We start from the raw sequence: 26,675 nt of genomic DNA on the forward strand, positions 1-26,675 counted from the left end.
TAGTAATTCATATATAAGAATTACTAACATATAAATTACTAATCTATCTCTATTTCTTTACCTTCTCTTATCAATGTATCTAATTTATTTTTTAATTCTCTTATATAAACTTCAACATCATTTTCTGTCTTCAAAGTTTTAATTGATATCATTTTTGCTATTTCTACTTTTTCTATTTTCTTCTTAGATACTTCTTGTTTATTAGTTTTATGTTCTACATCTTTCGGCTTAATATCAATTAACTCATGATAAGCTTTAATTTCTCTATCAACAACTCTATCTATTTCTTCTCTTTTATTATTACTTCTTGTAATAGCAGCATCTATTTTAGTTATATCCTTATAATCACTAATATTCTTTATTAGCTCAGTATAATATTTTTCTACTACTAATTTTGTGCTATCGCTTACACCATTTTGATTAACTCTTAACTTTACATAATCATAATCTTTATTAACTTTTTCAATAGCATTACTTATTTTATTCTTCACTATATCATTTAATTCATTTTCGATTTCTTTTGCAATAGTTAAAGTACTTCTTATTTTGTCATATGGCATAGGATCATGTAGTATTTCTTTTAATGTTTCAAATTTTTCCTTTGTTAATTCATCTAAATAATAAATGCTCTCTTCACATTTTTCTAAAATCTCTACTTCCCTATCAAACATCTCTATTTTGTTTGAATTAAAGAAATCTTTTGGTAATTCAACATCTCCGCTCCAATCATATAATTCGTCGCCTTTTTCAGTTAACTCCGTAAAAAAGCTTAAATTATCTTTATGTTCCAGAACTTTATTAAATATTTCAATTCCTTTTTCAAACAAACTTTTTCCTGGATATTTTTTACCTTGATATTTTAAAATATAACTTCTACATTCATCAATTAATTTTAAACTTTCCTCACGTATTTTTTTTGCCATACTATCTTCATCATCAGGTAAATTCAAGCTTCCCCAAACGTCGCTACAAACGCCTTTGACTTTTCTTAATAAGGACTTATCAACTCTAATTTTCTTATTTATTATTACCCTGTCTACTTCAGATAATTTAGTTAATGAATCTACCAATTTTAAAGGTTCCTCAATAGATAAATCATTTCCTGAAAGTCTTGCATTTATCTTCTCATCTTTAATTAGTTTCGCTACTACCCCAGCAATATCCAATAGATTCCATCCATAAGGAATATCCATGTACCTATTTATTAATAATTTCATTCTTATTTGCTCAAAATTTTCTTCTTGTAAGCATATAAAATCAAATATTTCATTTTCAGCTTGTTGATTATTGTAGCCTTCTATTTCATCTAATCCTAACTGTTCAACATTATTGCTAACCAAAGCTACTATTTCTTCTTCTGTAGAGATACTCTTTTTTATATAATTTAATTTATTAAATACATTGCCTATTAAAATACTAAAAGCATTGCTTATTTTATCCTTCGCATTGTTGCCTTTTACTTCAACTTTTTCACCATTTATATAAAAACTTGCATCAATAAGTGCTCTATCAATTAAGTTTTTAGCTCTCTCCGATCTAATCTTTATCTCTCCGCTTTTTAAAATCAATATAGCTTGCTTATTTTCTGGAAGTGCGTTTATATTGTTTTTATCTTTATAAGATTTAATCTGTAAAACCTTTTTAATTTCATCCTTGTATTCGTCATTGCCCCCAAATTTTATTATGATTTTCTTATATGAATTACTTAACAATTCCATATCAGACTTGTAATAATCATCTCCCACTGGTGTTAATACTTCTAATCCAATGTTATGTGCTTTATTTGAAGCTACATAATCATCTACTTTTTTAGTAAATCCAAACAATGAGTTGGTACCCTTCATTTTATATTTTGATGAATCATAAATTCTTTGAAAAATATCATCTGAAATCCATTTACTTATTTTAATATCATCAATTTCAATAGATTCAATAGCTTTATTAACTTCTTGTTCATCATCAGTTAAAAATGTGTATACATCACCATTCTTTTGTATTAAATGTTCTGACTGTAATTTTCTCAATGAAGCTTTTATCTTTTCTTTTAGTTCTTCCATATCTTCATCAATATTATTAACCATTAATGTTGCTATATTATTCAAATTAGCAGGCATTTCATCAGATAAATATTTAATCATAAATAATAATTTTAGTATCTGTAAATTAATAGGTTCATCCCTTAACTCTACGTCATCTGATGCTCTGTCAATTACTCTTGTTATTGATGGATTTAAGAACTCTTCAATAGTTTCATAAAAAGTATACATAGGAATTAAGAATCCTTCACTTTGTTCCTCATATTTCACAACTGATTCTTTAAATGCTGATAACATTGATCTCTCACCTTCAGATAAATGTTTACCAGAATTACCATGCTTTCTAACTTGTTCAAATACATTTTGTAATATTTTAAATTGATATGGTATAAATGGGTATACCTCTATAAATTCATTGCTATCTCTATAACCTAATAAATCTTTTCTTGCGTTTTCAAAACTGATTAAATTATTTAAAACTACACGTTTTTCATCATATAAACTTTTTAATATTAGTTTTGAATCATCATTTTTTTCAAGAATACGTTTTTTGATTACTTCATCTACATCGATTGAAGATAAACTTAATCTTGTATCAAATCTTCCTGTTATTTTAGAGAAATCATTACCTTTCACTTTAGCGACTTCATCTATACTTTCCTGAGAAGTAACCATTACCCACGCCTTACCATTACACTTTGTAGATAATTGTTCCTCTATTGTTTGCAAATTTAACATAAGAGATGAATTGTCTCCAATATATTGACCAACTTCATCAGCTAAAAATATTAAATGAAAATCATCGCCTTTACTTTTTATATAATCATTTATTTCCAATGCAAATTTTTCAATATCAGTCTCATATTTATCTATATCATTATCAACATAGTCTTTTGCATTTTCTATAGAAACATTTAATACTTTTGATATAGCCATAGCAACATAATCTTTATCTATTCTAAAATTACGTCTTCTATCAAGCCACTCTTTTCCTTTAACTTCTTTAAATGCTTTTTTAAAGTCATCATACACTCCATCTTTAATTAAATGCTTCTCCATATAAGCCACTCCAGGAATTTCAGCACATAATCCTCTATGCTCATTGAATACTTTAATAAAAATTCTTAAGATAGCATCTTCTCTTCCTTTATTATTAATAGGATTTTTTGAATCCACATTAAAAAGAATACATTCCGTTTTAACCTTTGATGCTCTTTCCATTTCAGCATATAGTATTGGATCTTCTATTTTATCCTTAAAAAATTCAATTACATCTTTGCCTTCAACATTTTCATTTTCTAACAAATGTGATAGCATTTTTAAAAAATGTGATTTACCGCTTCCAAAGAATCCTGATATCCATACACCTACTTTGTGTGTATTACCACCTATGCTTTTTGCATAAGTATCATAAAACTTACTTAAATGTTTAGCAACTTCTTTAGTAACTACATACTCATCCAGCTCTTGATACAGCCTTTCTCCATCATGTTCATCAACTTTAATAACACCACTTATTTCTCTATTTATGTCTTTAACGAACATATCACTTAGTTTCATATTTAACACTCCTAACCTTACTTATAAACAATCTTATATCAATTGGAAAGCTCTATAATAGTTTTCATCTTCAAATCTATCAAAAAGCTTTAAATCTTGACCACTATAAATACCTGGATAAAACATAATTAATTTCTTATTTTTATTTAAATTTTGCTGAAGCGTATTTAATATATTATGAGCTCTTAAATATGGATATACTTTACCTACTCCAGTTATAAATAATATTCCATACTCTTTTGACATTTTCTCTATTCTCTCAGCATACATTTCCGAAGTTACTACTGTTGTTATAGTCTCCAATGTATACTCTTTTCCCTCTTTTTCTTCCATCCTAATTATTGCTTCAAAATCTTCTTCTTCTTTTAGGAAGTCTATAAGCATCTTATACAAATCAAATTCTATTATTTTTTCATTTGAAGGAACTCTGTTAAAGTCTTTTATAATATATTCTATCTGTTCTCTTACATACATTTCATTCTTAGGATTATATTCAAATATATAAAAACTAATTTCATTTCCAAGTCCACGTCCATTAATGAATTTGTCTGTTTTCATTTTATCTTTTATTGCTTCAAGTCTTTCACCTAAACTGTGCATACACATGATAACTCACCTCCTAATCTAAGTATTCTCCCATTGCTTTTAAATACTTTTTATCCCCTTGGCTCATTAAATAATCTCTTAATTCTGGTTCTATGAATAATCTATTTAATTTTCCACTGATTTTATCTTCGATAATACCAACTTCAAATAAAATTTTAAATATAACTTGTTTCAACTTAGTAACAGTAGTCTCACTCCAATTTTCTACTATTTCATTTTGCTCAGCTTTTTCTGTAAAAAATATGTTTATATCTTTCTTTTCAATAAATCCAATATTCTTTTCAAGCTTTTCCCTGATAACTTCATCCATGAATTCATAAAATATTCTACTTGTTTTCATAATAGTATATAAGTTGATTATTTTTCCTGTATTTATTGGATCTGTCAGCACCATTTCTCTTAATGTATCATCTAAAACATTAGCTCTTTTAATTACGGTTGAAATTACTCTACTACCACCTTTTGCCGATTTATACTCAAATATATTTTTCTCTAATATTATTTTTCTTAAATCCTTATCAGCTATACCATCTTTTTTTAGTTTCAAAACTTGTTTTAATTCAAAATATAAAAAAGCATCACTTGTTAAAGATGCACTATATTTCATTTGTTCCATATATTCACGTCCTTTAGTCAATTTTATCATATTTTTAGTATAATATGTCTTAATTTATAGTAATTTTATATACGCTCTAACCTTTTTAATTTCATTTTTAGTCATATGCAATATTACTGCTTGTTCTTTAAGTTTAAGGCTCATAAAATTATCAATTTCAACAATTGCAACTAAATACTTTACAAATTTATTAAATGGTCCATATTTCATTAAATCAGTATGATTTACCTTATAGACTACTGCCTTAATCCTTTTAACACATTTATCAGAATGTTCTAATCTTATTAGACATTTTGATACTAATGTTTGGCTAATATTCAGTTTGGAAGCAATTTCACTTTGAGTTATTTCACTAATATTATTTTGATTTTTTCTTAGATTAATTACCTCTAAAATATCTTTATATTTTCTAAAATACTTTTCATATATATCTTTCAATTCATACGGAATATTTAAATTTTCCACTCTTATTACCCCTACTTAATTAAATTTAAATAACTATATATTATTCTTCATAAATTTAATATTACCTCTTTATTTTAATATAAAATATTTCTATCCACATCGAATTAAGTAATTATCATAATATATTTTTCAAATAAGTATTACAACTCTTGATAATTCTACAAATCTATTGACATAAAAACGAACTACCATATCAATCATATAATTGACGTAGTAGTTCATTTTAGTATACCCTATAATTTTATTTAGTTACTATTTTCTTTCTTCTCTCAAACTCTTCATGTATATTTTTCACTAAATTACAAGAGTCCTCTTTAATTATACCCGTTCTAACATACGTTAAAAATTCAGCAATATCATCTGAAACCATTTTTGCATTTTCTTCAACATAATCCATATTTAATATTATTTTATATGTCTCATCATCTAAAGTTATTTCTGAGTTCTCTACTGCTCTATTTTCAAAAGTATAAATAGGGAATCCCTTTTTAAAGCAATCAAGTTCACATAAAAATATTATGTAACTCTTTTTATACTCTTTATAGTATTCATTAGCCTCTAAATCTCTAATATCCTGATAATACCTAAACCTCTTACCTAAATCAATAATATTAGTAACTCTATGTATTTCTACATCATACTTTTTCTCATTATCATCTACTAATACTTCAAATCTAATTCTATTATCCATTTCATTTTTGCATATAGATTTTATTCTTACATTAAGAAGTTTCTCAATAAAATTTTTAGCAATTGATTCTTGTCCTATTACTTCATAAAACCAAAAACTATCTGATATTTTTGCTCCTCTTCTCATTTTTATAATATTATTATTCATTTTACGCCTCCTTATTAATAATAAAGTTAACTATTTATATTTATTTCACCTGCCTCTTTTCAATACATTTGTATTACCTATTTTTTAGCTTTTTATATTATAGTTTTTAAATCTAAATTTATTCATCAATATATCATATGAAAATTTATTACTTAAAAACCAAAAACAGACATACCTATTATTATATCTGTTTCTCTCATATATATTTTTCTTCATTCATATCTTGTATGTGCTAAATCTATACAGAAGATTTTCTAAATCATTACACCTTATTGATTTATTATATATTTCTACTTTATAAAAATCTGGTATTATCAAAGGATTAATATTGCATTCAATACACTGCTTTAGTAATTTAATTTATTTCAGTAAAATAGAGCTAAATATCGTGCACTTAGCTCTTCTATTTTTCTTCTAACTATGTTTCCTCAAAAAAAAGTCCCCCACACCATTCTCAATTCACTATCCAAGTAAAAATCACGCCTTAGCCCCAATTCCAAAAAAAGTATAAAAAAATAATCCCCACGCAAAAATCGCCCTTTTTCCCGACTTATCCACAGGTTAAAAATCAGATAAAATTTCAGAATAATAATAAAGCTCCCCAAAAATATCAGGCATAAAACAGTCTTACAACATCTTTTCTTTTTCCAATTTTATATCAAACTTATGTTTCACTTTCAATACAATCCGTCCAATTTATTGCGCTTATTCTTACACTAATTCTATCAAGCCTCTTCTTTTTCTTGCTCTTGCTCCCCTCTCTTTCCACTCTACCTTAATCCTTATATTTCAAGGCTTCGCGTCGGTTTTCTCTCTTCTTTCTCTTGCCTCGAATCTATATTTTCTGAGGCAAATGAATAAAAACATGAATAGCTACAGGAATAAATCCTTGCAAGCTTTTCATGCTTTTAACTTGAAATTTCATTTGATTTTTATCTTGATTTAGACGCAAAAAAGCCCCGCATTTTGTTCTTAAGAACTCCCTGCGGGGCGTATTCCCTATCTATTTTTCCCGAACTTTTTTATGACGTTGGGGAGGTTTTTTATTAGATGGGGATTTTTTTTATTATCATACATTAAAATAGACTATTATTTAGAAGCTTCTTCAACAGCAACAGCAACTGCAACAGTAGCTCCTACCATTGGGTTGTTACCCATACCGATAAGACCCATCATTTCAACGTGAGCTGGAACTGATGATGATCCTGCGAATTGTGCATCTGAGTGCATTCTTCCCATAGTATCAGTCATACCGTATGAAGCAGGACCTGCTGCCATGTTATCTGGGTGAAGAGTTCTTCCTGTACCACCACCTGATGCTACTGAGAAGTATTTCTTACCTTCTTCAACACATTCCTTCTTGTAAGTACCAGCAACTGGGTGTTGGAATCTTGTTGGGTTAGTTGAGTTACCAGTGATTGATACGTCAACACCTTCGTGATGCATGATAGCAACACCTTCTCTAACGTCGTCAGAACCGTAGCATTTAACTTTAGCTCTTGGTCCATCTGAGTATGGAGTTTCTTTAACGATTTCTAACTTACCAGTGTAGTAATCGAATTTAGTTTGAACATAAGTGAATCCGTTGATTCTTGAAATGATGTATGCAGCATCTTTTCCAAGACCGTTTAAGATAACTCTTAATGGTTCTTTTCTTACTTTGTTAGCTTTTTCAGCTATTTTGATAGCACCTTCAGCAGCAGCGAATGATTCGTGTCCTGCTAAGAATGCGAAACATTTAGTTTCTTCTCTTAAAAGCATAGCTCCTAAGTTTCCGTGTCCTAAACCAACTTTTCTATCGTCAGCAACTGATCCAGGGATACAGAATGCTTGTAATCCTTCTCCGATTGCTTCAGCAGCATCAGCAGCTTTTGTGCAACCTTTCTTTAATGCTATAGCAGCACCTAAAGTATAAGCCCAAGCAGCATTTTCAAATGCGATTGGTTGAGTTTCTTTTGTGATTTCATAAGGATCAAATCCTTTTGACTTACAAAGATCTCTAGCAGCTTCTAAAGATTCAATTCCGTACTTTTCAAGTACTGGAGTTATTTGACCGATTCTTCTTTCATAACTTTCAAATAATGCCATTTTTTTACCCTCCTAATATTATTCGTGTCTTGGATTTACATATCTGTCAGCTTCAGCAAATCTACCATATGTACCTTTTGCTTTTTCTAAAGCTTCGTTTGCATCCATACCTTTAGTGATAGATTCCATCATCTTACCAAGGTGAACGAATTCATATCCGATAATTTCAGCATTTTTGTCTACAGCAACTCTTGTTACGTATCCTTCTGCCATTTCTAAGTATCTTGGACCCTTAGCTAAAGTTCCGTACATAGTACCAACTTGGCTTCTTAATCCTTTTCCTAAGTCTTCAAGACCAGCTCCGATAGGTAGTCCACCTTCAGAGAATGCAGTTTGAGTTCTTCCGTATACGATTTGTAGGAATAATTCTCTCATTGCAGTATTTATAGCGTCACATACTAAATCAGTATTTAAAGCTTCTAATATAGTTTTTCCTGGAAGTATTTCTGAAGCCATAGCAGCTGAGTGAGTCATACCAGAACATCCGATAGTTTCAACTAATGCTTCTTGGATTAATCCTTCCTTTACATTTAAAGTTAATTTACAAGCTCCTTGTTGAGGTGCACACCAACCTATACCGTGAGTAAGACCAGATATGTCCTTAACTTCTTTAGCTTGTACCCATTTACCTTCTGCAGGAATTGGGGCTGGACCGTGGTTTGGTCCTTTTGCAAGTACACACATTTCAGTAACTTCTGATGAATACATCATTGTTAATTCTCCTTCCTTGTGAAAAAGTTTATATAACCCTTTAGGGATACGAACAATATTAAGCCATAAGGCTTGTTCTTTCCACTATTGTATTTTAACAAATAAAAGTCTTTTCCTCAACACATTTTTAGCAATATTTCTAGTCTTTTAGGTAAATTTCACAAAAAAATATTATATTGATTTAGGGGAAATGATTACATTTTCCAAATATGTTTTGAATTACAATAACAATTTAAAAAGAAATAGAAGAGGATATAGTATCCTCTTCTATACCACCACCAACAGTTCCTGACATCGCAGAGAATCCTATTATACTTATTAAAGTTACTGTTATCGATCTAATGATTCGCGGTAGAGCTTCTACTAAAAGAACATTAAAAATAATTTTTTTTAAATTTCCTCCCATAGCTATACTTGCTTCTATTATACCTTCATCTATTTCAGATAAACCCAGCTATGGCATTTATGAATTTATTCTTATATAGTAGAGTATTTGATATTATATATAAAATTAGTCCTATTATAGTACCTATCACTAATGCAAATGCAGTTGAGATTCCTATCATTATTAGTGTTTCTTTGCTAGCTAGTAAAAGATAAAATTTAATTCCTATTAAACAAATAGGTTTACAATGATTTAAAACTGATGTATACTACTTATAACAAGAATTATTTGGAATTATATATAAAATAAGTATTTTAATTAAGTTATTGCAATAATTTTAAATTTTATTTTTATAAGAGGAGGAATAACAATGCAATATATAAATGATATAAGAGATATTATTGGCAATACTCCATTACTAAAATTGAATCATATTTCACCTAACGAAAATGTTAATATATTTGCAAAACTTGAATATCTTAATCCAGGTGGTAGCATAAAAGATCGTATTGGTATTGAAATAATAAGAGATGCTGAGGAAAAAGGACTATTAAAACCGGGATATACAATAATAGAAGCTACTGCTGGTAATACTGGTATAGGACTTGCTATGGCTGCCTTTGAAAGAGGATATAAATTAATTATTGTAATCCCTGAAAAATTTTCTATTGAAAAACAAATTTTGATGAGAGCTTTAGGTGCTGAATTAGTTATTACACCAGCTAGTGAAGGAATTGAAGGTGCTGTAAAAAAAGCCAATCAATTAAATGAAGAAATAGAAAATTCATTTATGGCAAAGCAATTTGATAATCCTGCTAATATCAAAGCTCATAGAAAAACAGGTAAAGAAATTTATGACGCTTTAGATGGAAATATTGATGTATTAGTTGCAGGAGCCGGATCTGGTGGTACTATTATAGGAATAGCTTCTTACTTAAAAGAAAAAAATCCTAATATAAAGATAGTACTAAGCGATCCCATTGGTTCTATATTAGGCGGTGGTGATGAAGGTGTTTATAAGGTTGAAGGGATAGGAAACCACTTTATTCCTTCAATATTTGATAGAAGCTATATAGATGAAGTAGAAAAAATACCTGATGACGAATCAATGTATTATGTACGGCTTTTATCGAAAAAAGAAGGTATCTTAGCAGGCTCTTCATCTGGCGCTGCTATAGCAGGTGCTGTAAAACAAGCATATAAAGCTAAAAAGAAAACAAATATTGTAACAATATTACCAGATCGTAGCGATAGATATTTTAGCCAACATCTTTATGATTTTTCTATGAATTTATCTGATTTTAGATTTAATGCTTTATTTGATGATTGGGCAGATGATTATGATGCAACTGTGTCTTTAGAAACTGGTGAATATAAAGATGTATTTAAGAATTATAATGAGATATTAAATGAGACAGTTAAACATGTAGGCAAATTCCAAGGTGCTAAAGTAATAGATATTGGCGCTGGAACTGGAAATCTAACTAATGCTGCATCAAATATCGGATATAATGTAATTGGTATAGAGCCTAATACTAAAATGATAAATATTGCTAAAGATAAGTATCCATTTATTAATTTCTTATCGGGAACTTTTCTATCACTTCCTATAGAGGATAATACTTTAGATGCTGTTATTAGTAGTTACTCATTTCATCACTTAACCGATGAAGAAAAAGATGAAGCTGTAAGTATACTAAAATCAAAATTGAAAAAAGACGGTGTGGTAGTAATAGCTGATACTATGTACGATTCAGAAAGAACAAAATCTGAACTTATCTTAGAAGCTAAGCAAAATGGGTATACAAATTTAATTCATGACCTAAATACTGAATTTTACTCTACCCATGAGACCTTAACTAAAATTTTTGAAAAATATAAATTTCATGTTAGTTACCAACAAATGAATAAATTTCTTTGGATATTAACAGCTAAATTGAAATAATTCATAAAGCACAATTAGCAATTTATGATACCATAATTATAGTGGTGGATTGAAAAAGGGATATCTCAGATACGAATTAATCGTTATCGAGATATCCCTTTTTTGATTTTTACTACGCTACTCTTTTATTCTCTTATCTGTTTATATAATTTTTAAATTACAATTTTAGTACCAAGTAATTTGATAAATTCGCTAATTATAGCTGTATTTCCTGGCCATGCTGGGGATGTTATAAGATTTTTGTCTACGATAGCTTCATCGACACTTGTCTCAATATATTCCCCACCAGCTAATCTTATTTCTGGTGCAACGGTAGGATATGCTGTTAATTTTAAGTTTTTAACAACATTTGCTGCTGCTAAAATTTGAGGACCATGACAAATAGCTGCTACTGGTTTTGTATCATTAAAGAATTCTTGAACGATTTCTACTACTCTTTCATTTAGTCTTAAATATTCAGGTGCGCGACCACCAGTTATAAATAGACCGATATAATTACTAGTATCAATAGTTTCAAAATTAGCATTTATTATAAAGTTATGTCCCCTCTTTTCAGAATAAGTTTGATCACCTTCAAAATCATGAACTGCCGTTCTTACAAAATCCCCAGACTTTTTATTAGGACAAACTGAATCTACATCATATCCTAATACTTGCAATGTCTGAAAAGGTACCATTGTTTCATAATCTTCAGTATAATCTCCTACTAACATTAATATTTTTTTACTCACTCTTCTTCCCCCCCTAATGAAATAAATACATTTAATAGAGTTTATTATGATAAAAGATTATTTATTCTCTAACAAAGCATAAAACTTCTCTATTAAACTTATCTTTTTCATCATAGAAGAGAGCATGTCCGCTGTTTTCAAATTTAATTAGTCTAGAATTATCGATAAGATAATGTTGTTGCATAGCTAAAGGAAATAGACAAACTTTATCATGAACTCCATGGGTTATTAATGTTGGTACAGATATTTCTTTCATATCATCAAATAGTTTTTCTTCTCGAAGCCATGTTTTTGCAATAGCGGCTGTTGACCATCCTGCTGCCTGAAATCCTAATTGTAGGAACCACTCTGAAAAAGGCTCACTTACTTTTTTATAGAAAAAAATCTTTCCAAAATTTTTAAGCATCTTTGGTCTATCAATGTATGTCTCTTTTATTATATTATCAACAACGTCTCTTTTAATTCCATAAGGAAAATATGATCTTCTTATAAGACTGGGAGCAGCAGCGGCACAAAGTACTAGTTTAGATACGCCAAAACCTTTATGCCTAGCCATATATCTTACAGCAATTGCTCCACCAGTTGAATGTCCTATTAATGTAAAGTTTTTTAGATTTAACGTATTAACAACACATCGTAGATCATCACTTAATGTATCATAATCATATCCATGAAGAGGTTTATCGGAATCTCCAAATCCTCTTTGATCTATTCCAATACAACGACAACCTTTTTCGGCTAAATAATTAAATTGATATTCGAAAAGCTTACTACTTCCAGGCCATCCATGGAGAAAGACAACAGTATCTTTTCCTTCTTTATTAAGATCCTCCACATAAACATTTACATCTTCCTCTACATTAATATAATATCCCATAATTATCACTCCACTAAAATATTTATTAATAATTTATTCTTAGAGATGAAAATGTGTGTAGTGTATTTAATTATTACTTTATGGGATGTCACACAATAAATATTGTGACTCAGTTCCTTTTTAGAGTGAAAGTGAAGAAGGGCTCCTGTTTACGAAGTTTAATAGTTAATACGACATCCTCACCCATAAACTATTGCTTCTCCAATCCATCCAATAGAATTATTTATAAAAGTAAAGTTTAACCTAAAAGTTTTATTGGCAACATAGCTAGGCTTACTATTCATTTTGCAAGATGGAATCATTATATTGACATATTTATTAGTAGAAAATATCAATGAGATTTCTGTATATTTACTAACAGATGGTAGCTTTATCAATATTGAGGTTTGAATATCAGCTATTTGTATTCTTGATTGATTTAATTCTAGTATATTATTATTGGGATTACAGTAATAGGTAGAGAATTAAGATTGTCTTTATTTGTTCCTAATAAATGTGCCTTATTCATTCCTTCACTGTCATCATTTACACCATCAAGATGACAACCAAACATTTTATAGTTTACAGAGTCTTTTTTTATTACATTGGCATAAAGACCATTTTCTAAAGAGATAGACCAAGGATTGTTATCATTTGAAATATAGTACTGACACCCACCATTATCAAAGGCATCATTATATCCTAAAGTATCTACCCTCGTTCCTTCTTTTAAATCAGCATCAATAAGTTCACTTACGTTATTAAATATTGCTATATTATTTATAGTTTCAGCCATTTATCACACCTCATTAAATTATAATTTGTTAAAAGATAATTTATTATATGTGACAAGTGTTTTAATAAGTGATTAATACTAAATATCAAATTCTTTATATAACTCCCATGTACTATTTTTCCACGTATAAATAGAAACATTATCAAAAAGGCAGTTAAATTGACAAGGATATTGATTTACATAATCCCATAACTTATTATATATAGGCTGGATTCTTTTAGAGCTTAATGTAACATGGAAAACTTTATCCTTTCCATCACTATTAGTAAATTCAATATATGGAAGTTTACTTATTTCATCAATTATATTATCATGAAGATCTTTACCTTCCTTAGACATTTTAACATCCATATAGATTACCCTATTATCAAAATGGCTATAACCATCTATATTATAAGATGCAGGTTTTCTATTAGTACATATCTTTTCTATAGCTTTTTCTAAGTTACTAATATCGCCATCATATTCAAAAGGTGATTTTATAGTAAAGTGAGCTGGCAATTTTGATGATCTAGCTTTAAATTTATTAAATATATCTTTTCTTAAGTTATTATTGAAATCCCCTGCTTTCCCTTTAACTACACTTACAATTACATATCTCATAATAATTTCCCTTCACTTTTTATTAATATATTTATAAATCTATAAACATCACTTTTTTTCTTTAAGCTTTATTTGCATTGCTCTCACTGATTCTAATGCTTTTACAAAATCATCACTATCAACTAGTTTTGCATACAATAAACAAGAAGGTGAATCAGTTTTTTCGCTTATTCTTGTTGTTACTCTAACATGATCTTCTAACCTTTTTATATTCATCTTATATATAAGATCGAGATGAACGATTTCATCGTTTATTTTTACATTTATATTTTCAGGTTCTATAATTATATTAACGTTACTTTCAGTGATTCCTTCAGATATATTACCGAATTTAGTATAAGTATAGGAAGCACCTTTATAATCAAATCTATTACTTTCTTTTAAATTATCTAATATATATTTACCATCTTCTTTTAATGATATAAATTCATCAGCTTCATAAAAATAATATTTTCCTAAGTAATCTAATGTATATAGTCTAAATATTTTATTATCCATATATCTCTCCTTATTTTTTAATAATAATTAATATTATTATTTGAGAAATATCATATTTTATTTATCTAATAAAGCTTTATAAAATATAAAAAGCATTTAGAATCAATTCTAAATGCTTTTTATGGTGCTGATGGTGGGATTTGAACCCACACGATTTCTCGTTCGATTTTGAGTCGAATGCGTCTGCCGTTCCGCCACACCAGCAAAATAATATTACTTTTTCAGCCGAGTTAAATTATATCATCTTCTAAAGAAAATTGCAATAATATATTTTTAAAGAAGTTATTATCTAAAAAATTCATCCTTTTGCTTTATTATATTTACATTTTTTAGTCAATGTTAATTGTTTTTTTATTATTTAGTATTGTATAGATTTTTATCTTTAGTTTACAATAACATAATTATGATTATGTAAACTAACTTATTATATAATATAAAAGTAAAAGGTTCAGATCAACTCTGAACCCTACTTATTTATATAAAACTATTTAACTTCTTCTAAAGCTTCATCTATTGCTGGTCTATCAAAACCTACAATTATTGTTCCATTTATGTTTACTACAGGAACTCCCATTTGTCCTGAAAGGTTAACCATCTCTTCTCTACCTTCCATATCTTCTGCAACATTAATTTCTTTATATTCTACACCCTTGCTTTTTAAATATTGTTTTGCTTTAACACACCATGGGCATGAATCTGTTGAATATACTTTAACCATTATATTATCTTCCTTTCTCTTCATTTATATATTTTTCAGCCATTAATGATGCTATTGTTCCATCACTAACAGCGGTAGTTATTTGTCTAAACATTTTATCTCTAACATCACCAGCTGCATAAACACCTTTTATGTTAGTTTGCATATTTTCATCAGTAACTATATTTCCACCTTTAGTAAGTTCTATGTACTCTCTAAACAAATCAGTTTTTGGCATTGTTCCTATAGAAACAAAAACACCATCCATCGGTATTTCTTTTATCTCTCCAGTTTTAGTATTTTCTACTACTACTGATTCTACCATGTTATTTCCTTTAACATGTTTAATATCTTCATTCCAAAGAATATTTATTCTATCATTATTTAAAACTTCTTCTAAAGTAGATTTTTCACCATTAAAATAATCATATCTTCTTATTATAGTTACTTCACCAAATTTACTTAAAAATAATGCCTCTTCAAGTGCAGAATTTCCTCCACCTACGATTGCTATCTTCTTCCCTTCATACATTGCACCATCACAAACAGCACAATAATGAATGCCTTTTCCAGAAAATTTTTCTTCTTCTGGTACAGGTAGTTTTCTAGGTGTCGATCCTGTAGCTATAATTACAGCTTTAGGCTTATATATGTAACTTTCAGTTTCAATAATTTTTTCATTATCATTTAATGTTACAGATACTATACTATCAAACTCATCGATAGTAGCTCCTAAGCTTTCAGCTTGCGCCTGCATCTTATCTGCCAATTCATTTCCTGATACAGATTGAAAACCTGGATAATTATCCACAGTGTAAGTAGATCTTATTTGTCCACCAACTAAAGAGTCTTCTAATAATAATAAATCTAATTTTGCTCTTGAACCATATATTGCAGCAGTTAACCCTGCTGGACCTCCTCCAATTATTACAAGATCTAATTCTTTTGTTTGCTTCTCCATATAAATTACCTCTTAAATCTAACCTTTATATTATCATAATATCATTATTCTTCTTTTAAATCAATAATAGTTATTACATAATAGTATGTATGTCATACAAATTTCGTCACTTTTATTTTCTTATTTTCATTGTAATATTATTCATATTAATTAAGTATAATTTAATGAGGTGATAAAATAAATGAAAAAACTTATGAAGCTTTTACCTTTTTTACTGTTTCCTATTCTGTTAATGACATCTTGTACATTTGAAATAAATAAAGATGTTCAAGATCCCTGTAAATATATTGATAAATTAAAAAGTGAATTGGATACATCTAAAATTTCTTCCCTTGAATTATTAGAAGTTAAATTTAATAGAAACTTTTTAATAGATGATTATAAAAATGAAATGCTTAATAATTCAATTGATTATCTATGTATAGATAATATAGAAAACTTAGATGATACTTTTAATGAAACGCCTACATATAAATTATTTATTACATTTGACTCTAATGAGAAGTTTGTAATAGAAGTATTTAAAAATGGACTAGTTTCTGTATTTCCTTGGGATGGTAAAGGTAATAAAGAATATTTTTCAAGCGCCAATATTCCAGAAGGATATAACTTATATAATTACTGTGAATTTATAAATCCTAAAACATATAAATAAAAATAAGGGTTATAACATATCTTAACTTGTTATAATCCTTATTTATTATTTTTATAACTCCTTATAAATCATTGATATCCTTTTATTAAGTATAGGATGTATAGCATTTGGAGCTATTTCATTTAAAGGCTCCATAACAAATGTTCTTTCTTCCATCCTTGGATGTGGCAATGTTACAAATTCATCATCATTTATCAGATTGTCATATAAAAGAATATCTAAATCTATTGTTCTTGGACCATCCTTTATAATCCTTTTTCTCTTTAATTCTTTTTCTATCCTAAGAAGTTCACTCATAAGTTCTTTTGGAGAAAAAATAGTTTCAATTTCAATAGCACCATTTAAAAACTTGTCTTGATCTAAATATCCAACGGGATCTGTTTCAATTAGTGTTGATACCTTCTTTATTTTTACTTCTTCATTTTTATCTAAGATTTCTATGGCATTTCTTATATTTTTTTCTTTATCGCCCACATTTGATCCTACAGCTAAAAATACCTTATGCCACCTTTTTTCCATTTCTACTGCTACATAATCAAAGTTTCTTTTAATTGGAGCCCAAGGTTTTCTTACAGTTATCTTCACTGATACTACGTCATAATTTATAAGAACGAATTTACATAATTCATAAGTAGCTTTTTCTAAAAGATCATAGCTTTGTTTTGTGAATTCTTCTATTATGGCCTCACTAAGTAATCCATAATGAATAGTTTTCTTCAGTTCATCATATCTTCCAGCATCACTTAAGTCTAATTCTAATTCAACATCTATTACAAACTTTTGCCCTAAATTTTTTTCTTCCTTAAAAACTCCATGGTTTGCAAAAACTTCTAGACCTTTTATATATATTTTATCCATTTATACTTCTCCCTAATATTGCCTTAGTCATATCTATAGCTCTTCTATTTTCCTTTACGTCATGAACTCTAATTATAGACATCTTCTTCATAACACCAATAACACTAGTTGCTATAGTTCCTTCTACACGCTCATTAACTGGTAAGTTTAATGTTAACCCTATCATAGATTTTCTTGAGGTTCCAAGTAATACTGGATATCCTAATTCATTAAACTTCTCTAAGTTATTCATAACATCTAAATTATCTTCTAGTGTCTTAGCAAATCCTACACCAGGATCTAAAATTATTTTTTCATCTTTAACACCAGCTTTTTTAGCGATATTTATAGATTCTCTTAAATCATCCATCATATCATCTAGTAGTGAATTATACTCTTTATTATTTCTATTGTGCATAAGACATACTGCTACATCATACTTTGCTGCTACTTTTGCCATATCAGGATCTTTTTTAAATCCCCAAACATCATTAATTAATGATGCTCCAGCTTTTACTGCTTCTTCTGCAACTTTACTTTTATATGTATCGATAGATATTGGAATATCTATTTCCTTAGATAATGCACGGATTACTGGAATTACTCTATTTAATTCTTCTTCTACTGAAACATACTCTGCACCTGGTCTTGTAGATTCTCCGCCAATATCTATTATGTCTACTCCATCTTCCACCATCTTTTTAGCTGCTTCTATTGCACTGTATATAGTATTAAATTTACCGCCATCAGAAAATGAATCTGGCGTTACATTTAATATTCCCATAACATATGTATTATTCTTTAGATCAAATTCCTTGTTACCAATTAACATTTATATCAACTCCTAATACTTAATATTATTATTTTTAATTTCATTATTCCATTTACATTCTAAATAGGCATTACAATTGTAACAACACCTACTTAATTTATCTGCCCTATATAGTAATTCTGATAATGTCATTTCCTTATCCAAGGAACTTTTGTTTTTATATTCTCTATGATTTTTAATAGCCTCATATATAATTTCTATTTCTTTATCTTCAAAATAACACTGTTTTAAAATTATTTTTGCTTTTTCTGCTGAAGCTATATCATGAGAGACACCTAAAGTATATTCATCTACTCTACCAATATCATGCAATAAAGCTGTAGCATATATAATTTCCTTATCAACCTTATATCCTTCCTCTAACGAAAGAATATATGCTATTCTTGCTGTATCTAAGTAATGATTAAAGTCATGATTACAAAATATACGTTCTTTCTCACAATTATCTATTGCCAATTGGCTTTCTTTATATAATTCATTAGATATAATTTTATTAACTCTTTCCATATGGTAGTTGCCCCTTTACATCTCTATAGTAATATTTCTTACTTTATCTATTGTAAAACTACATTCATTAATACTTCTAACAGGCATAACACCAACTATTGAATTTGTTATAAATACTTCTTCATATTCTACTATTTCATCATACTTGATATCTACTTCTTTAACCTCATACTTCTCTAGTATCTTATTACGGATTATCCCATTCAATAACCCATTTTCTATCCTAGGAGTATATATTGTATCATTTTTTATGAAGAATATATTTGATGTTGCTCCTTCGCAAATATAACCCTTTGTATTTAAAAATATAGGCTCATCATAGCCTTTAGCTTTGGCAGCTCTCTTTTCCAAAATATTGTCGCCATAATTAAAAGACTTTATATATGTTAACTTAGATGTCTCATTTCTTAGAACTTCTGAAATACATAACTTAAATCCTTTTAAGTAATCTTCTTTTGTATATTGATTATCTCTAAAAGAAAGTATTATATTTTCATTAGACACCATTATTTTTAAAATTCCGTTTTCGATTTTTCTTTCACTAATATATGATAATACATCACTTTTAGCAATATCATTTTCTATAAATAATGTATCTAACGAATCTCTTAATCTTTTCAAATGATCATTTATAAAAACTGCCTTTGAATCTTTTATAAGAATTGTTTCAAAAGCTCCTATTCCAAACATATATCCCTCATCCAGTTTCATACTTACCCTATCTCCTTTTATTTCATTGCTTCTAAAAGAGCTCTTGCCTTTTGTATAGTTTCCTCAAACTCAAAATCTCTATCAGATTCATAAGTTATTCCACCACCTACACCTATATAACCATAGTCTTCTTTAAATAATATTGTCCTTATAATAATACTTAAATCACAACTATTATCAAATGTAATATAGCCCATAACTCCAGTATAAATTCCTCTTCTTACACCTTCTAATTCTTCTATTATCTCCATTGCTCTAACTTTGGGAGCACCAGTAATAGAACCTCCTGGAAAAGTTGCTTTAATAAGATCTATAACTGTTTTATCTTCTCTAATTTTTCCAGTAACTTTTGTTACTAAATGAAACACTGTTGCATATTCCTCTATTGAAAATAAATCTTTTACTTTTATACTATTTTCCTTACATACTTTACTAAGATCATTTCTTTCTAAATCTATGATCATTAATAATTCACTTTTATCTTTTTCAGAATTTCTTAATTCTTCCCTTAGGATGTTATCCTCTTCTTCATTTCTTCCTCTTCTTCTTGTCCCTTTTATAGGAACTGTTTCAATATATCCATTTTTCATCCTCAAGAACCTTTCCGGAGATGATGATACTATTTTAAAATCATCATAGTCTATATATCCTCCAAAAGGTGATGGATTAATTCTTCTAAGTTTACTAAAAACATCAATAGGTTTTTTATTAGATTTAACTTTTAACCTTTGAGTCAAATTGCATATATAAATATCTCCTTCTTCGATATAATTTTTAACCTTATCTATGGTTTTTAAATATTGATCTCTTTCGAAGTTAGATTTTATCTCTATACAATATTCTTTTTTATCATCTTCTATAATATAATCGCTATAGATTATTTTTTCTATCTTATCAATTGATCTATCACAATCTATTAGCTTACCAACTGCAGTTACATAAATTTCTTTTTCTTTATTATCTATTATAATGAAATTATCATAAAAATTTAATATACATTTAGGTATATTTGTATCATCAATTGCTGTAGTAGGTAAATTTTCAATTTTTCTTCCAAAATCATAAGAAAAATAACCTATTGCCCCTGATATTATCGGCAATTCTGTATCGTTTTTTTCATAATTATCTTTAAATAATTTATTTAGATACTGGAATGAATCTTCCTCTATTATTGTATCATTTACTTTTAAATAATCATCTATTTCAACTTTTAAATAGCTATTTAATCCTATAATAGAATACCTTCCTCTACTATCTTTAAGCGAAGAATCTAAAAAAGCTATATCCTTATATTCATGAAATCTCATAAAGATATCAAATTCATCAACATATTTATTAAGTCTCTTTATCTTAGTCATAGTTTTTCCACCATTCCCTACATAAACATATATAATTCTTCAAAATATCATGTCCGCATTCTGTAAGAACAGCTTCTGGATGAAACTGTACTCCATACAATGGATATTCTTTGTGTGAAATCCCCATAATGACATCATCCTCACTTTTACAATCTATTTGAAAACCTTCTGGTAACGTCGCTTCTTCAACTATTAAAGAATGATATCTAGTAACTTTAAAAGAATCTTTTAATCCTCTAAAAAGTCCTTCTTTATTATGAGTAACTCTCGATATTTTCCCATGTATAGGAATTTTACCTTTGATAACATTTCCTCCTAAAGCATAACAAATAGCTTGGTGTCCTAGGCATATACCCAAAATAGGTATTTTATCTTTAAATTCAGATATTATATCTAAACTTATTTTTGCATCTTTAGGTCTTTTAGGCCCAGGAGATATTATAATTCCTTCTAAGTTCATTTTCTTAATTTCATCTATTGTTATTTCATCATTTCTTTTAACTATAATATCTACCTGTAACTCTTTAAAATACCTAACAAGGTTATATACAAACGAATCATAATTATCTATCATTAAAAACATTTTTTTATCTCCTTTTCTATATAATTATACAAAATTTAATAATATTCTTAAAGTAGAAATACTTGTTTGATAGTAATGGATTTTTAGTGTATCATCTTATTAAAGCATATATAGGAGGTAAGAATGTATACAAAAGGAGATTTTCACAGTCATTCCACTTGTTCAGATGGTACATTAACACCTGAAGAGTTGGTATCACTAGCAAAAGATAGAAATCTTGACATTATGGCACTAACAGATCATGATTCCACTAATGGTGTCGATAGAGCAATAGCTACCGGTGAAAAGTTAGGTATAAAAGTCATTCCTGCTTTTGAGCTCTCAACAGTATATAATGATGAAACAGTTCATGTTTTAGCTTATTTTAATGATTCTTCATATAAGAATTCTGAACTTCAAGATTTTTTAAAAAGATTGGTTGATTATAGAAAGGAACGAGCAAAAAAGATAGTAGCTAATTTAGAAAAATACTTTAATATATCAATTTCTTATGATGATGTGTATAAAAAATCTAAGGGTTCAGTGGCAAGACCACATATTGCACGAACTATAATTGATAGTGGCTATAAATATAGTTATAACTATATTTTTGATAATTTTTTATGCAAAAAAAGTCCAGCTTATGTTCCTAACTTAAAAATATCTACAGAAGAAGGTATTAAAAAAATCCACGAATCCAATGGTATTGCAGTATTAGCTCACCCTATTCTCATAAAGAAAAATCCAGTTGAACAATTATTTAACTTAGATTTTGATGGTATAGAATGTAGATATATTTTAAATACTGATGAAGATACTAAAAGATTTTTAAACTTGGCAAAAAGATTTGGTAAATTCACTACTGCCGGATCTGATTTTCATACAAAAGATAATTCTGACACTAAACATGGTATTATTGGGACTAAATATTTAGAAGGAGAAGAATTATCTACGTTTTTAGAAAAACTTAATATCTATAAGTAAAAAAGAAGAAGGTTAACCTTCTTCTTTTTTATACTGTATAATATGATCCTAAAATTGAAACCTTGTTTGTTTTCATAATTTCATTAATAGACTTTTTAACATTACTATCATTAGGATAATTTCCTTCTATGTCTATATAAAACAAATAACTACCTAGTTTCTTTCTAGTTGGTCTTGATACTATAGATTTTAAATTTATTCCATGACTAGAGAACTGATTAAGTATATAAGATAGTTCTCCTGGCTTATCCTCTCCATGAACAACTATAGATGTTCTATATTGTTTGCTTGTATCGTATTCGCTATTATTTTTAGCTACAACAATAAATCTTGTTACATTGTTTTCAGCATCTGTAACATCACCTATTGTTAAGTCAAAATCACATTTATCTTTTAACATATGTGATGGGATAATAGCTCCTTCACTTTGTTTTCCTTCTTTAAGTTTTTCATAAGATTCCATATTGCTAGATGTAGTAATTATTTTTACATCCTTCATGGAATTTAAGAATTTTAAACACTGTCCTTGAGTTTTAAACTGCCCATATATAGTTTTTATTTCCTCTATATTTTTAGCATTTCCACCAAAAGCAAAATGAACAGGTACTATTAATTCTTTAACAATCTTCAAATTTCCATCTGAGAATAAATCTAATACTTGATCAACATATCCATCAAGAGAATTTTCTATAGGTATTATTGCAATTTTACCTTCACTATCTATTGATCTAAAAACATCATTAATACTTGACTTATATTCTATATCATAATCCTTATTAGAGTTCCCTATGTAAATGCTTGTAGCAACATCTGAAAACGTGCCTTTTGGCCCCAATGTTATTATCTTTGTCATAAAATATTCCCCCAAAACAACTTTTTTTAGGCTTCTCTTAAAAATGCTTCATATCCTCTATATGTTTCATAAATATCAGCCTTACTTGATACTTCCCATGGTGCATGCATATTTTGTAATGCTACACCACAATCAATTACTTCCATTCCATATTGTGCAAGTATATATGCGATAGTTCCACCGCCACCTTGATCTACTTTTCCTAATTCTGAAGTTTGCCAACTAACATTATTATTATTCATAATATTTCTTAGTTCTCCCATAAATTCAGCATTTGCATCATTACATCCGCTTTTTCCTCTACTACCAGTATATTTTGAAAAAACTAACCCTTTTCCAAAATAAGCTGAATTTCTTTTTTCTGCTACTGATGGGAAATTTGGATCAAATGCAGCAGTTACATCTGCAGATAACATCTTTGAATTACTAAGAGCTCTTCTTAAATGTATCTCATTATATTCGCCTTTTAAATTCATTATTTCACATAAAGAATTTTCAAAGAATCTTCCATGCATACCAGTGTTTCCAATAGATCCAACTTCTTCTTTATCTGCAAGAATTAATGTAACTGTCTTTCTTGGTTTATTAATATTACATATTGCTTCAAATCCAGTATATGCACATATTCTATCATCTTGGCCATATGCTATAACCATAGATCTATCTAAACCTAAATCTCTAGCCTTTCCAGATGGAACTAGTTCTATTTCTGATGAAACAAAATCTTCTTCATCTATATCATATTTATCCTTTATAATTTTTAAGATGTTTATCTTAACTCTATTCTTCTCATCTTTATTTTTAATTGGAATAGAACCGACCAATAAGTTCATAGCTTCACCATCGATAACTTTAGATGCTGTTTTTGCCATTTGATCTCCACTTAAATGTATTAGTAAATCAGATATATTAAATACAGGATCATTATCATCTTCACCAATAACTATGTTAACTTTTGATCCATCTTTTTTTATAACAGTACCATGAATAGCCAATGGTATTGCAACCCATTGATATTTTTTTATCCCACCATAATAATGAGTTTCAAATAAAGCTAAGTCACTTTCTTCATATAATGGATTTTGTTTTAAATCTATTCTTGGTGAATCAATATGTGCTCCTAATATATTCAATCCTTTTTCTATAGGCTCATTACCTACTATGTAAAATACTACCGATTTTTCCTTGTTATTATAATATACTTTGTCTCCACTATTTAGTGAAGTATTATTTTTTATTAAATCTTCTAAATTTTTAAATCCATATTCTTCAGCTATACTTATAAATTCAGTAACACATTCTCTTTCTGTTTTACATTGTGACATAAATTTTTTATATCTTTCACTAAAAGAAAATACATCTTTTAAATCACTGTCAGAGTATTTATCCCAAGCATATTCATATTTTTTTACTAAACCTAAATCAATTTTCTCACTCATATATTTCATCCTCCTTGTTACGTCTACTTATATATTTTACATTATTTGTTGTAATTATGCCACTAAATACTAAGCATATATTACATTAGTAAATATATAATCATGAGGCTCTACTGGTATATCATCTATAACCTGCTCTTCATATACAATAACAATTGCTACTGTATTTTCCCCTATATCTTGCAGGAATCTATCATAAAATCCTCCACCATATCCAATTCTATATCCTGTTTTAGTTATTGCTACTGCTGGAGCAATTATTAAATCTAACTGATTTTTATCTCTAATAGTGTTACTTATATCTTTAGGTTCTAATATTCCATAACTGCCACTTTCCAAATCTTCCAAGGATTGAATTTTAACAGCAATCATTCCTTCCTTTTTAGAAATGACATATGGAACAAATACTTCTTTATTATCTCCCAATGCCGCCCTTATCAATTCAATAGTATCAACTTCATCTTTTAAGGAAACATATATAAAAATTTTTTTAGCTTCTTTATATTCTTTCGAAGATATTATATCAGTTAAGATTTTTTTATCCTTTTCTTCTTTTTCATGCTTAGAAATATTTCTTCTCTCTTCTAAAATATGCTTCCTGATAAGTTTTTTACTTTCTACTATCACTAATAGACTCCTCAACTCTTCTTTCAATCTTTTCAACTGAAGATTCTTTCATATTAAATTTATATCTATAATTAGCAGCAGCGGCTTCTATGATTACTGCTATATTTCTTCCTGGTCTTATTGGTATCACTATCTTATCTACATTAATACCTAAGATATCCATAGTCTTATTTTGAATACCAAGTCTATCGTAATCTCTGCCATCTTTCCATTGTTCAATATAAATTACTAAATCAATAGTCTTTTCGTTTAATACTGAACTCAATCCATATAATGCAGGTATATCAATAATACCCATTCCTCTTACTTCTAACATTCCTTCTGTTATGTATGGACTACTTCCATATAGAATTCCATCTATATTCTTTATATCTACAGCATCATCAGTTACTAGTCTATGACCTCTCTTAATAAGCTCTAATGCTGCTTCACTTTTTCCTATACCACTTTCTCCAGTAATTAAAATACCTATACCATAAATATCTACAAGTACTCCATGAATTCGAGTTTCCGGCGCCATTTCTTTATCTAAATAGTTCATTAATTTATTTATACATCTTGTAGTGGACATTTCTGTTTGTAATAACCATGTATTGTTATTTATTGCTTCTTCTAACAACTCTTTATGACACTTTAAATTTCTTGCTATAATTATACATGGCACAGAATATTTAAAAAACTTTTTAAGTCTTTTTACCCTTAGTTCTTCCCTTAAAGTATCTAAAAAACTCCACTCTGCATTACCAACAATTTGAATTCGTTCATTAGCAAAATAATTGTAAAATCCGGAAAATTGTAGACCTGGTCTATTTATGTCACTAACGGATATCTCTACATTTGGATTTCCTTCTACTAAAACTTCTAATTTCATATCTTCAATAAGTTTATTTATTTTTACACTCATAAACATATCCCCAT

Annotated in this window: 28 protein-coding genes, 1 tRNA gene and 1 pseudogene; 4 read left to right on the forward strand and 26 right to left on the reverse strand. The window is 28.3% G+C overall.

The annotated features are described in order from the left end of the window. Positions 1-38: 38 nt before the first annotated feature. From brxC to CM240_RS17735, 8 genes are all read right to left on the reverse strand, one after another. Positions 39-3,596 (reverse strand): BREX system P-loop protein BrxC, encoded by a 3,558-nt coding sequence (gene brxC, locus CM240_RS06275; protein ID WP_044037496.1) that lies wholly within the window; start codon positions 3,594-3,596, stop codon positions 39-41. A 33-nt stretch (positions 3,597-3,629) separates the two neighbouring features. Continuing rightward, on the reverse strand, positions 3,630-4,202 hold the full coding sequence (locus tag CM240_RS06280) for a DUF1788 domain-containing protein (protein ID WP_197537940.1): 573 nt from the start codon (positions 4,200-4,202) through the stop codon (positions 3,630-3,632). Positions 4,203-4,215: 13 nt separating this feature from the next. Next, positions 4,216-4,818: a DUF1819 family protein gene (locus CM240_RS06285; RefSeq protein WP_044037498.1), complete on the reverse strand. Its 603-nt coding sequence runs from the start codon at positions 4,816-4,818 to the stop codon at positions 4,216-4,218. Positions 4,819-4,872: 54 nt separating this feature from the next. Beyond that, positions 4,873-5,283, reverse strand: coding sequence for a hypothetical protein (locus CM240_RS06290; protein WP_044037500.1), 411 nt, complete (start codon positions 5,281-5,283; stop codon positions 4,873-4,875). 241 nt (positions 5,284-5,524) lie between these two features. Continuing rightward, positions 5,525-6,121, reverse strand: coding sequence for a hypothetical protein (locus CM240_RS06295; RefSeq protein WP_044037502.1), 597 nt, complete (start codon positions 6,119-6,121; stop codon positions 5,525-5,527). A 1,089-nt stretch (positions 6,122-7,210) separates the two neighbouring features. Further along, positions 7,211-8,209: a GGGtGRT protein gene (locus tag CM240_RS06300; protein ID WP_044037504.1), complete on the reverse strand. Its 999-nt coding sequence runs from the start codon at positions 8,207-8,209 to the stop codon at positions 7,211-7,213. Positions 8,210-8,227: 18 nt separating this feature from the next. Further along, complete coding sequence (locus tag CM240_RS06305; RefSeq protein WP_044037505.1) at positions 8,228-8,920, reverse strand: iron-sulfur cluster assembly scaffold protein; 693 nt, start codon at positions 8,918-8,920, stop codon at positions 8,228-8,230. Positions 8,921-9,152: 232 nt separating this feature from the next. Further along, a complete protein-coding gene (locus tag CM240_RS17735) occupies positions 9,153-9,326 on the reverse strand; it encodes a hypothetical protein (protein ID WP_162148684.1) in 174 nt (57 codons plus the stop codon). Between the two features lie 349 nt (positions 9,327-9,675). On the opposite strand from CM240_RS17735, the pseudogene cysK reads away from it, so the two are divergent. Both cysK and CM240_RS18200 read left to right on the forward strand, forming a co-directional pair. Beyond that, positions 9,676-10,581: pseudogene (cysK, locus tag CM240_RS18195) on the forward strand (cysteine synthase A); the annotation flags it as partial. A gap of 9 nt (positions 10,582-10,590) precedes the next feature. Then, on the forward strand, positions 10,591-11,250 hold the full coding sequence (locus tag CM240_RS18200) for a class I SAM-dependent methyltransferase (RefSeq protein WP_242838500.1): 660 nt from the start codon (positions 10,591-10,593) through the stop codon (positions 11,248-11,250). A 152-nt stretch (positions 11,251-11,402) separates the two neighbouring features. Here the strand turns inward: CM240_RS18200 and CM240_RS06320 are convergent, their stop codons facing one another. The 8 genes from CM240_RS06320 to trxB all read right to left on the reverse strand — a co-directional run bounded on the left by CM240_RS06320 (position 11,403) and on the right by trxB (position 16,392). Next, positions 11,403-11,963 (reverse strand): DJ-1/PfpI family protein, encoded by a 561-nt coding sequence (locus tag CM240_RS06320; protein ID WP_197537942.1) that lies wholly within the window; start codon positions 11,961-11,963, stop codon positions 11,403-11,405. A 79-nt stretch (positions 11,964-12,042) separates the two neighbouring features. Continuing rightward, on the reverse strand, positions 12,043-12,858 hold the full coding sequence (locus CM240_RS06325) for an alpha/beta fold hydrolase (protein ID WP_044037511.1): 816 nt from the start codon (positions 12,856-12,858) through the stop codon (positions 12,043-12,045). Positions 12,859-13,282: 424 nt separating this feature from the next. After that, entirely contained in the window at positions 13,283-13,633 is a 351-nt protein-coding gene (locus CM240_RS06330) for a hypothetical protein (protein ID WP_044037513.1), read from the reverse strand. A 78-nt stretch (positions 13,634-13,711) separates the two neighbouring features. Beyond that, the gene (locus tag CM240_RS06335) at positions 13,712-14,236 is read right to left on the reverse strand and encodes a 2'-5' RNA ligase family protein (protein ID WP_044037515.1); all 525 of its coding nucleotides are present in this window, start codon (positions 14,234-14,236) and stop codon (positions 13,712-13,714) included. Positions 14,237-14,284: 48 nt separating this feature from the next. After that, positions 14,285-14,734, reverse strand: coding sequence for a hypothetical protein (locus CM240_RS06340; RefSeq protein WP_044037517.1), 450 nt, complete (start codon positions 14,732-14,734; stop codon positions 14,285-14,287). Positions 14,735-14,856: 122 nt separating this feature from the next. Beyond that, a tRNA-Leu gene (locus tag CM240_RS06345) sits at positions 14,857-14,938 on the reverse strand. 280 nt (positions 14,939-15,218) lie between these two features. Further along, the gene (locus tag CM240_RS06350; protein WP_044037519.1) at positions 15,219-15,452 is read right to left on the reverse strand and encodes a glutaredoxin family protein; all 234 of its coding nucleotides are present in this window, start codon (positions 15,450-15,452) and stop codon (positions 15,219-15,221) included. 4 nt (positions 15,453-15,456) lie between these two features. Next, entirely contained in the window at positions 15,457-16,392 is a 936-nt protein-coding gene (gene trxB, locus CM240_RS06355) for a thioredoxin-disulfide reductase (RefSeq protein ID WP_044037521.1), read from the reverse strand. Positions 16,393-16,573: 181 nt separating this feature from the next. Here trxB and CM240_RS16835 point away from each other — a divergent pair, with 181 nt between their 5' ends. Continuing rightward, on the forward strand, positions 16,574-17,047 hold the full coding sequence (locus CM240_RS16835; RefSeq protein WP_051483730.1) for a DUF4883 family protein: 474 nt from the start codon (positions 16,574-16,576) through the stop codon (positions 17,045-17,047). Between the two features lie 51 nt (positions 17,048-17,098). On the opposite strand, the gene folK is transcribed toward CM240_RS16835, so the two are convergent. The 6 genes from folK to CM240_RS06390 are packed head-to-tail and all read right to left on the reverse strand — an operon-like array spanning position 17,099 to position 21,875. Then, a complete protein-coding gene (gene folK, locus CM240_RS06365; protein ID WP_044037523.1) occupies positions 17,099-17,905 on the reverse strand; it encodes a 2-amino-4-hydroxy-6-hydroxymethyldihydropteridine diphosphokinase in 807 nt (268 codons plus the stop codon). Next, positions 17,898-18,716 (reverse strand): dihydropteroate synthase, encoded by an 819-nt coding sequence (gene folP, locus CM240_RS06370; protein WP_044037525.1) that lies wholly within the window; start codon positions 18,714-18,716, stop codon positions 17,898-17,900. Before folP ends, folK begins: the two co-directional genes overlap by 8 nt. Positions 18,717-18,728: 12 nt before the next feature. Next, positions 18,729-19,223, reverse strand: coding sequence for an HD domain-containing protein (locus tag CM240_RS06375; RefSeq protein ID WP_044037527.1), 495 nt, complete (start codon positions 19,221-19,223; stop codon positions 18,729-18,731). Between the two features lie 15 nt (positions 19,224-19,238). Further along, positions 19,239-19,934 (reverse strand): aminotransferase class IV, encoded by a 696-nt coding sequence (locus CM240_RS06380; protein WP_044037529.1) that lies wholly within the window; start codon positions 19,932-19,934, stop codon positions 19,239-19,241. A gap of 17 nt (positions 19,935-19,951) precedes the next feature. Beyond that, positions 19,952-21,292 carry an aminodeoxychorismate synthase component I gene (gene pabB / locus CM240_RS06385; RefSeq protein ID WP_044037531.1) on the reverse strand — a complete coding sequence of 447 codons (1,341 nt, stop codon included), beginning with the start codon at positions 21,290-21,292 and terminating at the stop codon, positions 19,952-19,954. Continuing rightward, positions 21,285-21,875 (reverse strand): anthranilate synthase component II, encoded by a 591-nt coding sequence (locus tag CM240_RS06390; RefSeq protein WP_044037533.1) that lies wholly within the window; start codon positions 21,873-21,875, stop codon positions 21,285-21,287. The genes pabB and CM240_RS06390 overlap by 8 nt, the downstream gene beginning before the upstream one ends. Before the next feature lie 123 nt (positions 21,876-21,998). Here CM240_RS06390 and CM240_RS06395 point away from each other — a divergent pair, with 123 nt between their 5' ends. After that, a complete protein-coding gene (locus CM240_RS06395; RefSeq protein ID WP_044037535.1) occupies positions 21,999-22,838 on the forward strand; it encodes a PHP domain-containing protein in 840 nt (279 codons plus the stop codon). 28 nt (positions 22,839-22,866) lie between these two features. Here CM240_RS06395 and CM240_RS06400 read toward each other — a convergent pair whose 3' ends face one another. From CM240_RS06400 to hprK, 4 genes are read right to left on the reverse strand one after another with little or no spacing between them, the layout of a single operon-like run. Continuing rightward, entirely contained in the window at positions 22,867-23,691 is an 825-nt protein-coding gene (locus CM240_RS06400; protein WP_044037537.1) for a prephenate dehydratase, read from the reverse strand. A gap of 26 nt (positions 23,692-23,717) precedes the next feature. Continuing rightward, on the reverse strand, positions 23,718-25,139 hold the full coding sequence (locus CM240_RS06405) for an aminopeptidase (RefSeq protein ID WP_423219472.1): 1,422 nt from the start codon (positions 25,137-25,139) through the stop codon (positions 23,718-23,720). A 60-nt stretch (positions 25,140-25,199) separates the two neighbouring features. Next, complete coding sequence (locus CM240_RS06410; RefSeq protein ID WP_044037540.1) at positions 25,200-25,757, reverse strand: 5-formyltetrahydrofolate cyclo-ligase; 558 nt, start codon at positions 25,755-25,757, stop codon at positions 25,200-25,202. After that, positions 25,741-26,661 carry an HPr(Ser) kinase/phosphatase gene (gene hprK, locus CM240_RS06415; RefSeq protein WP_044037543.1) on the reverse strand — a complete coding sequence of 307 codons (921 nt, stop codon included), beginning with the start codon at positions 26,659-26,661 and terminating at the stop codon, positions 25,741-25,743. Before hprK ends, CM240_RS06410 begins: the two co-directional genes overlap by 17 nt. Between the last annotated feature and the right edge of the window lie 14 nt (positions 26,662-26,675).

The sequence above is a fragment of the Clostridium bornimense genome (assembly GCF_000577895.1).
Taxonomy (GTDB): Bacteria; Bacillota; Clostridia; order Clostridiales; family Clostridiaceae; genus Clostridium_AN; species Clostridium_AN bornimense.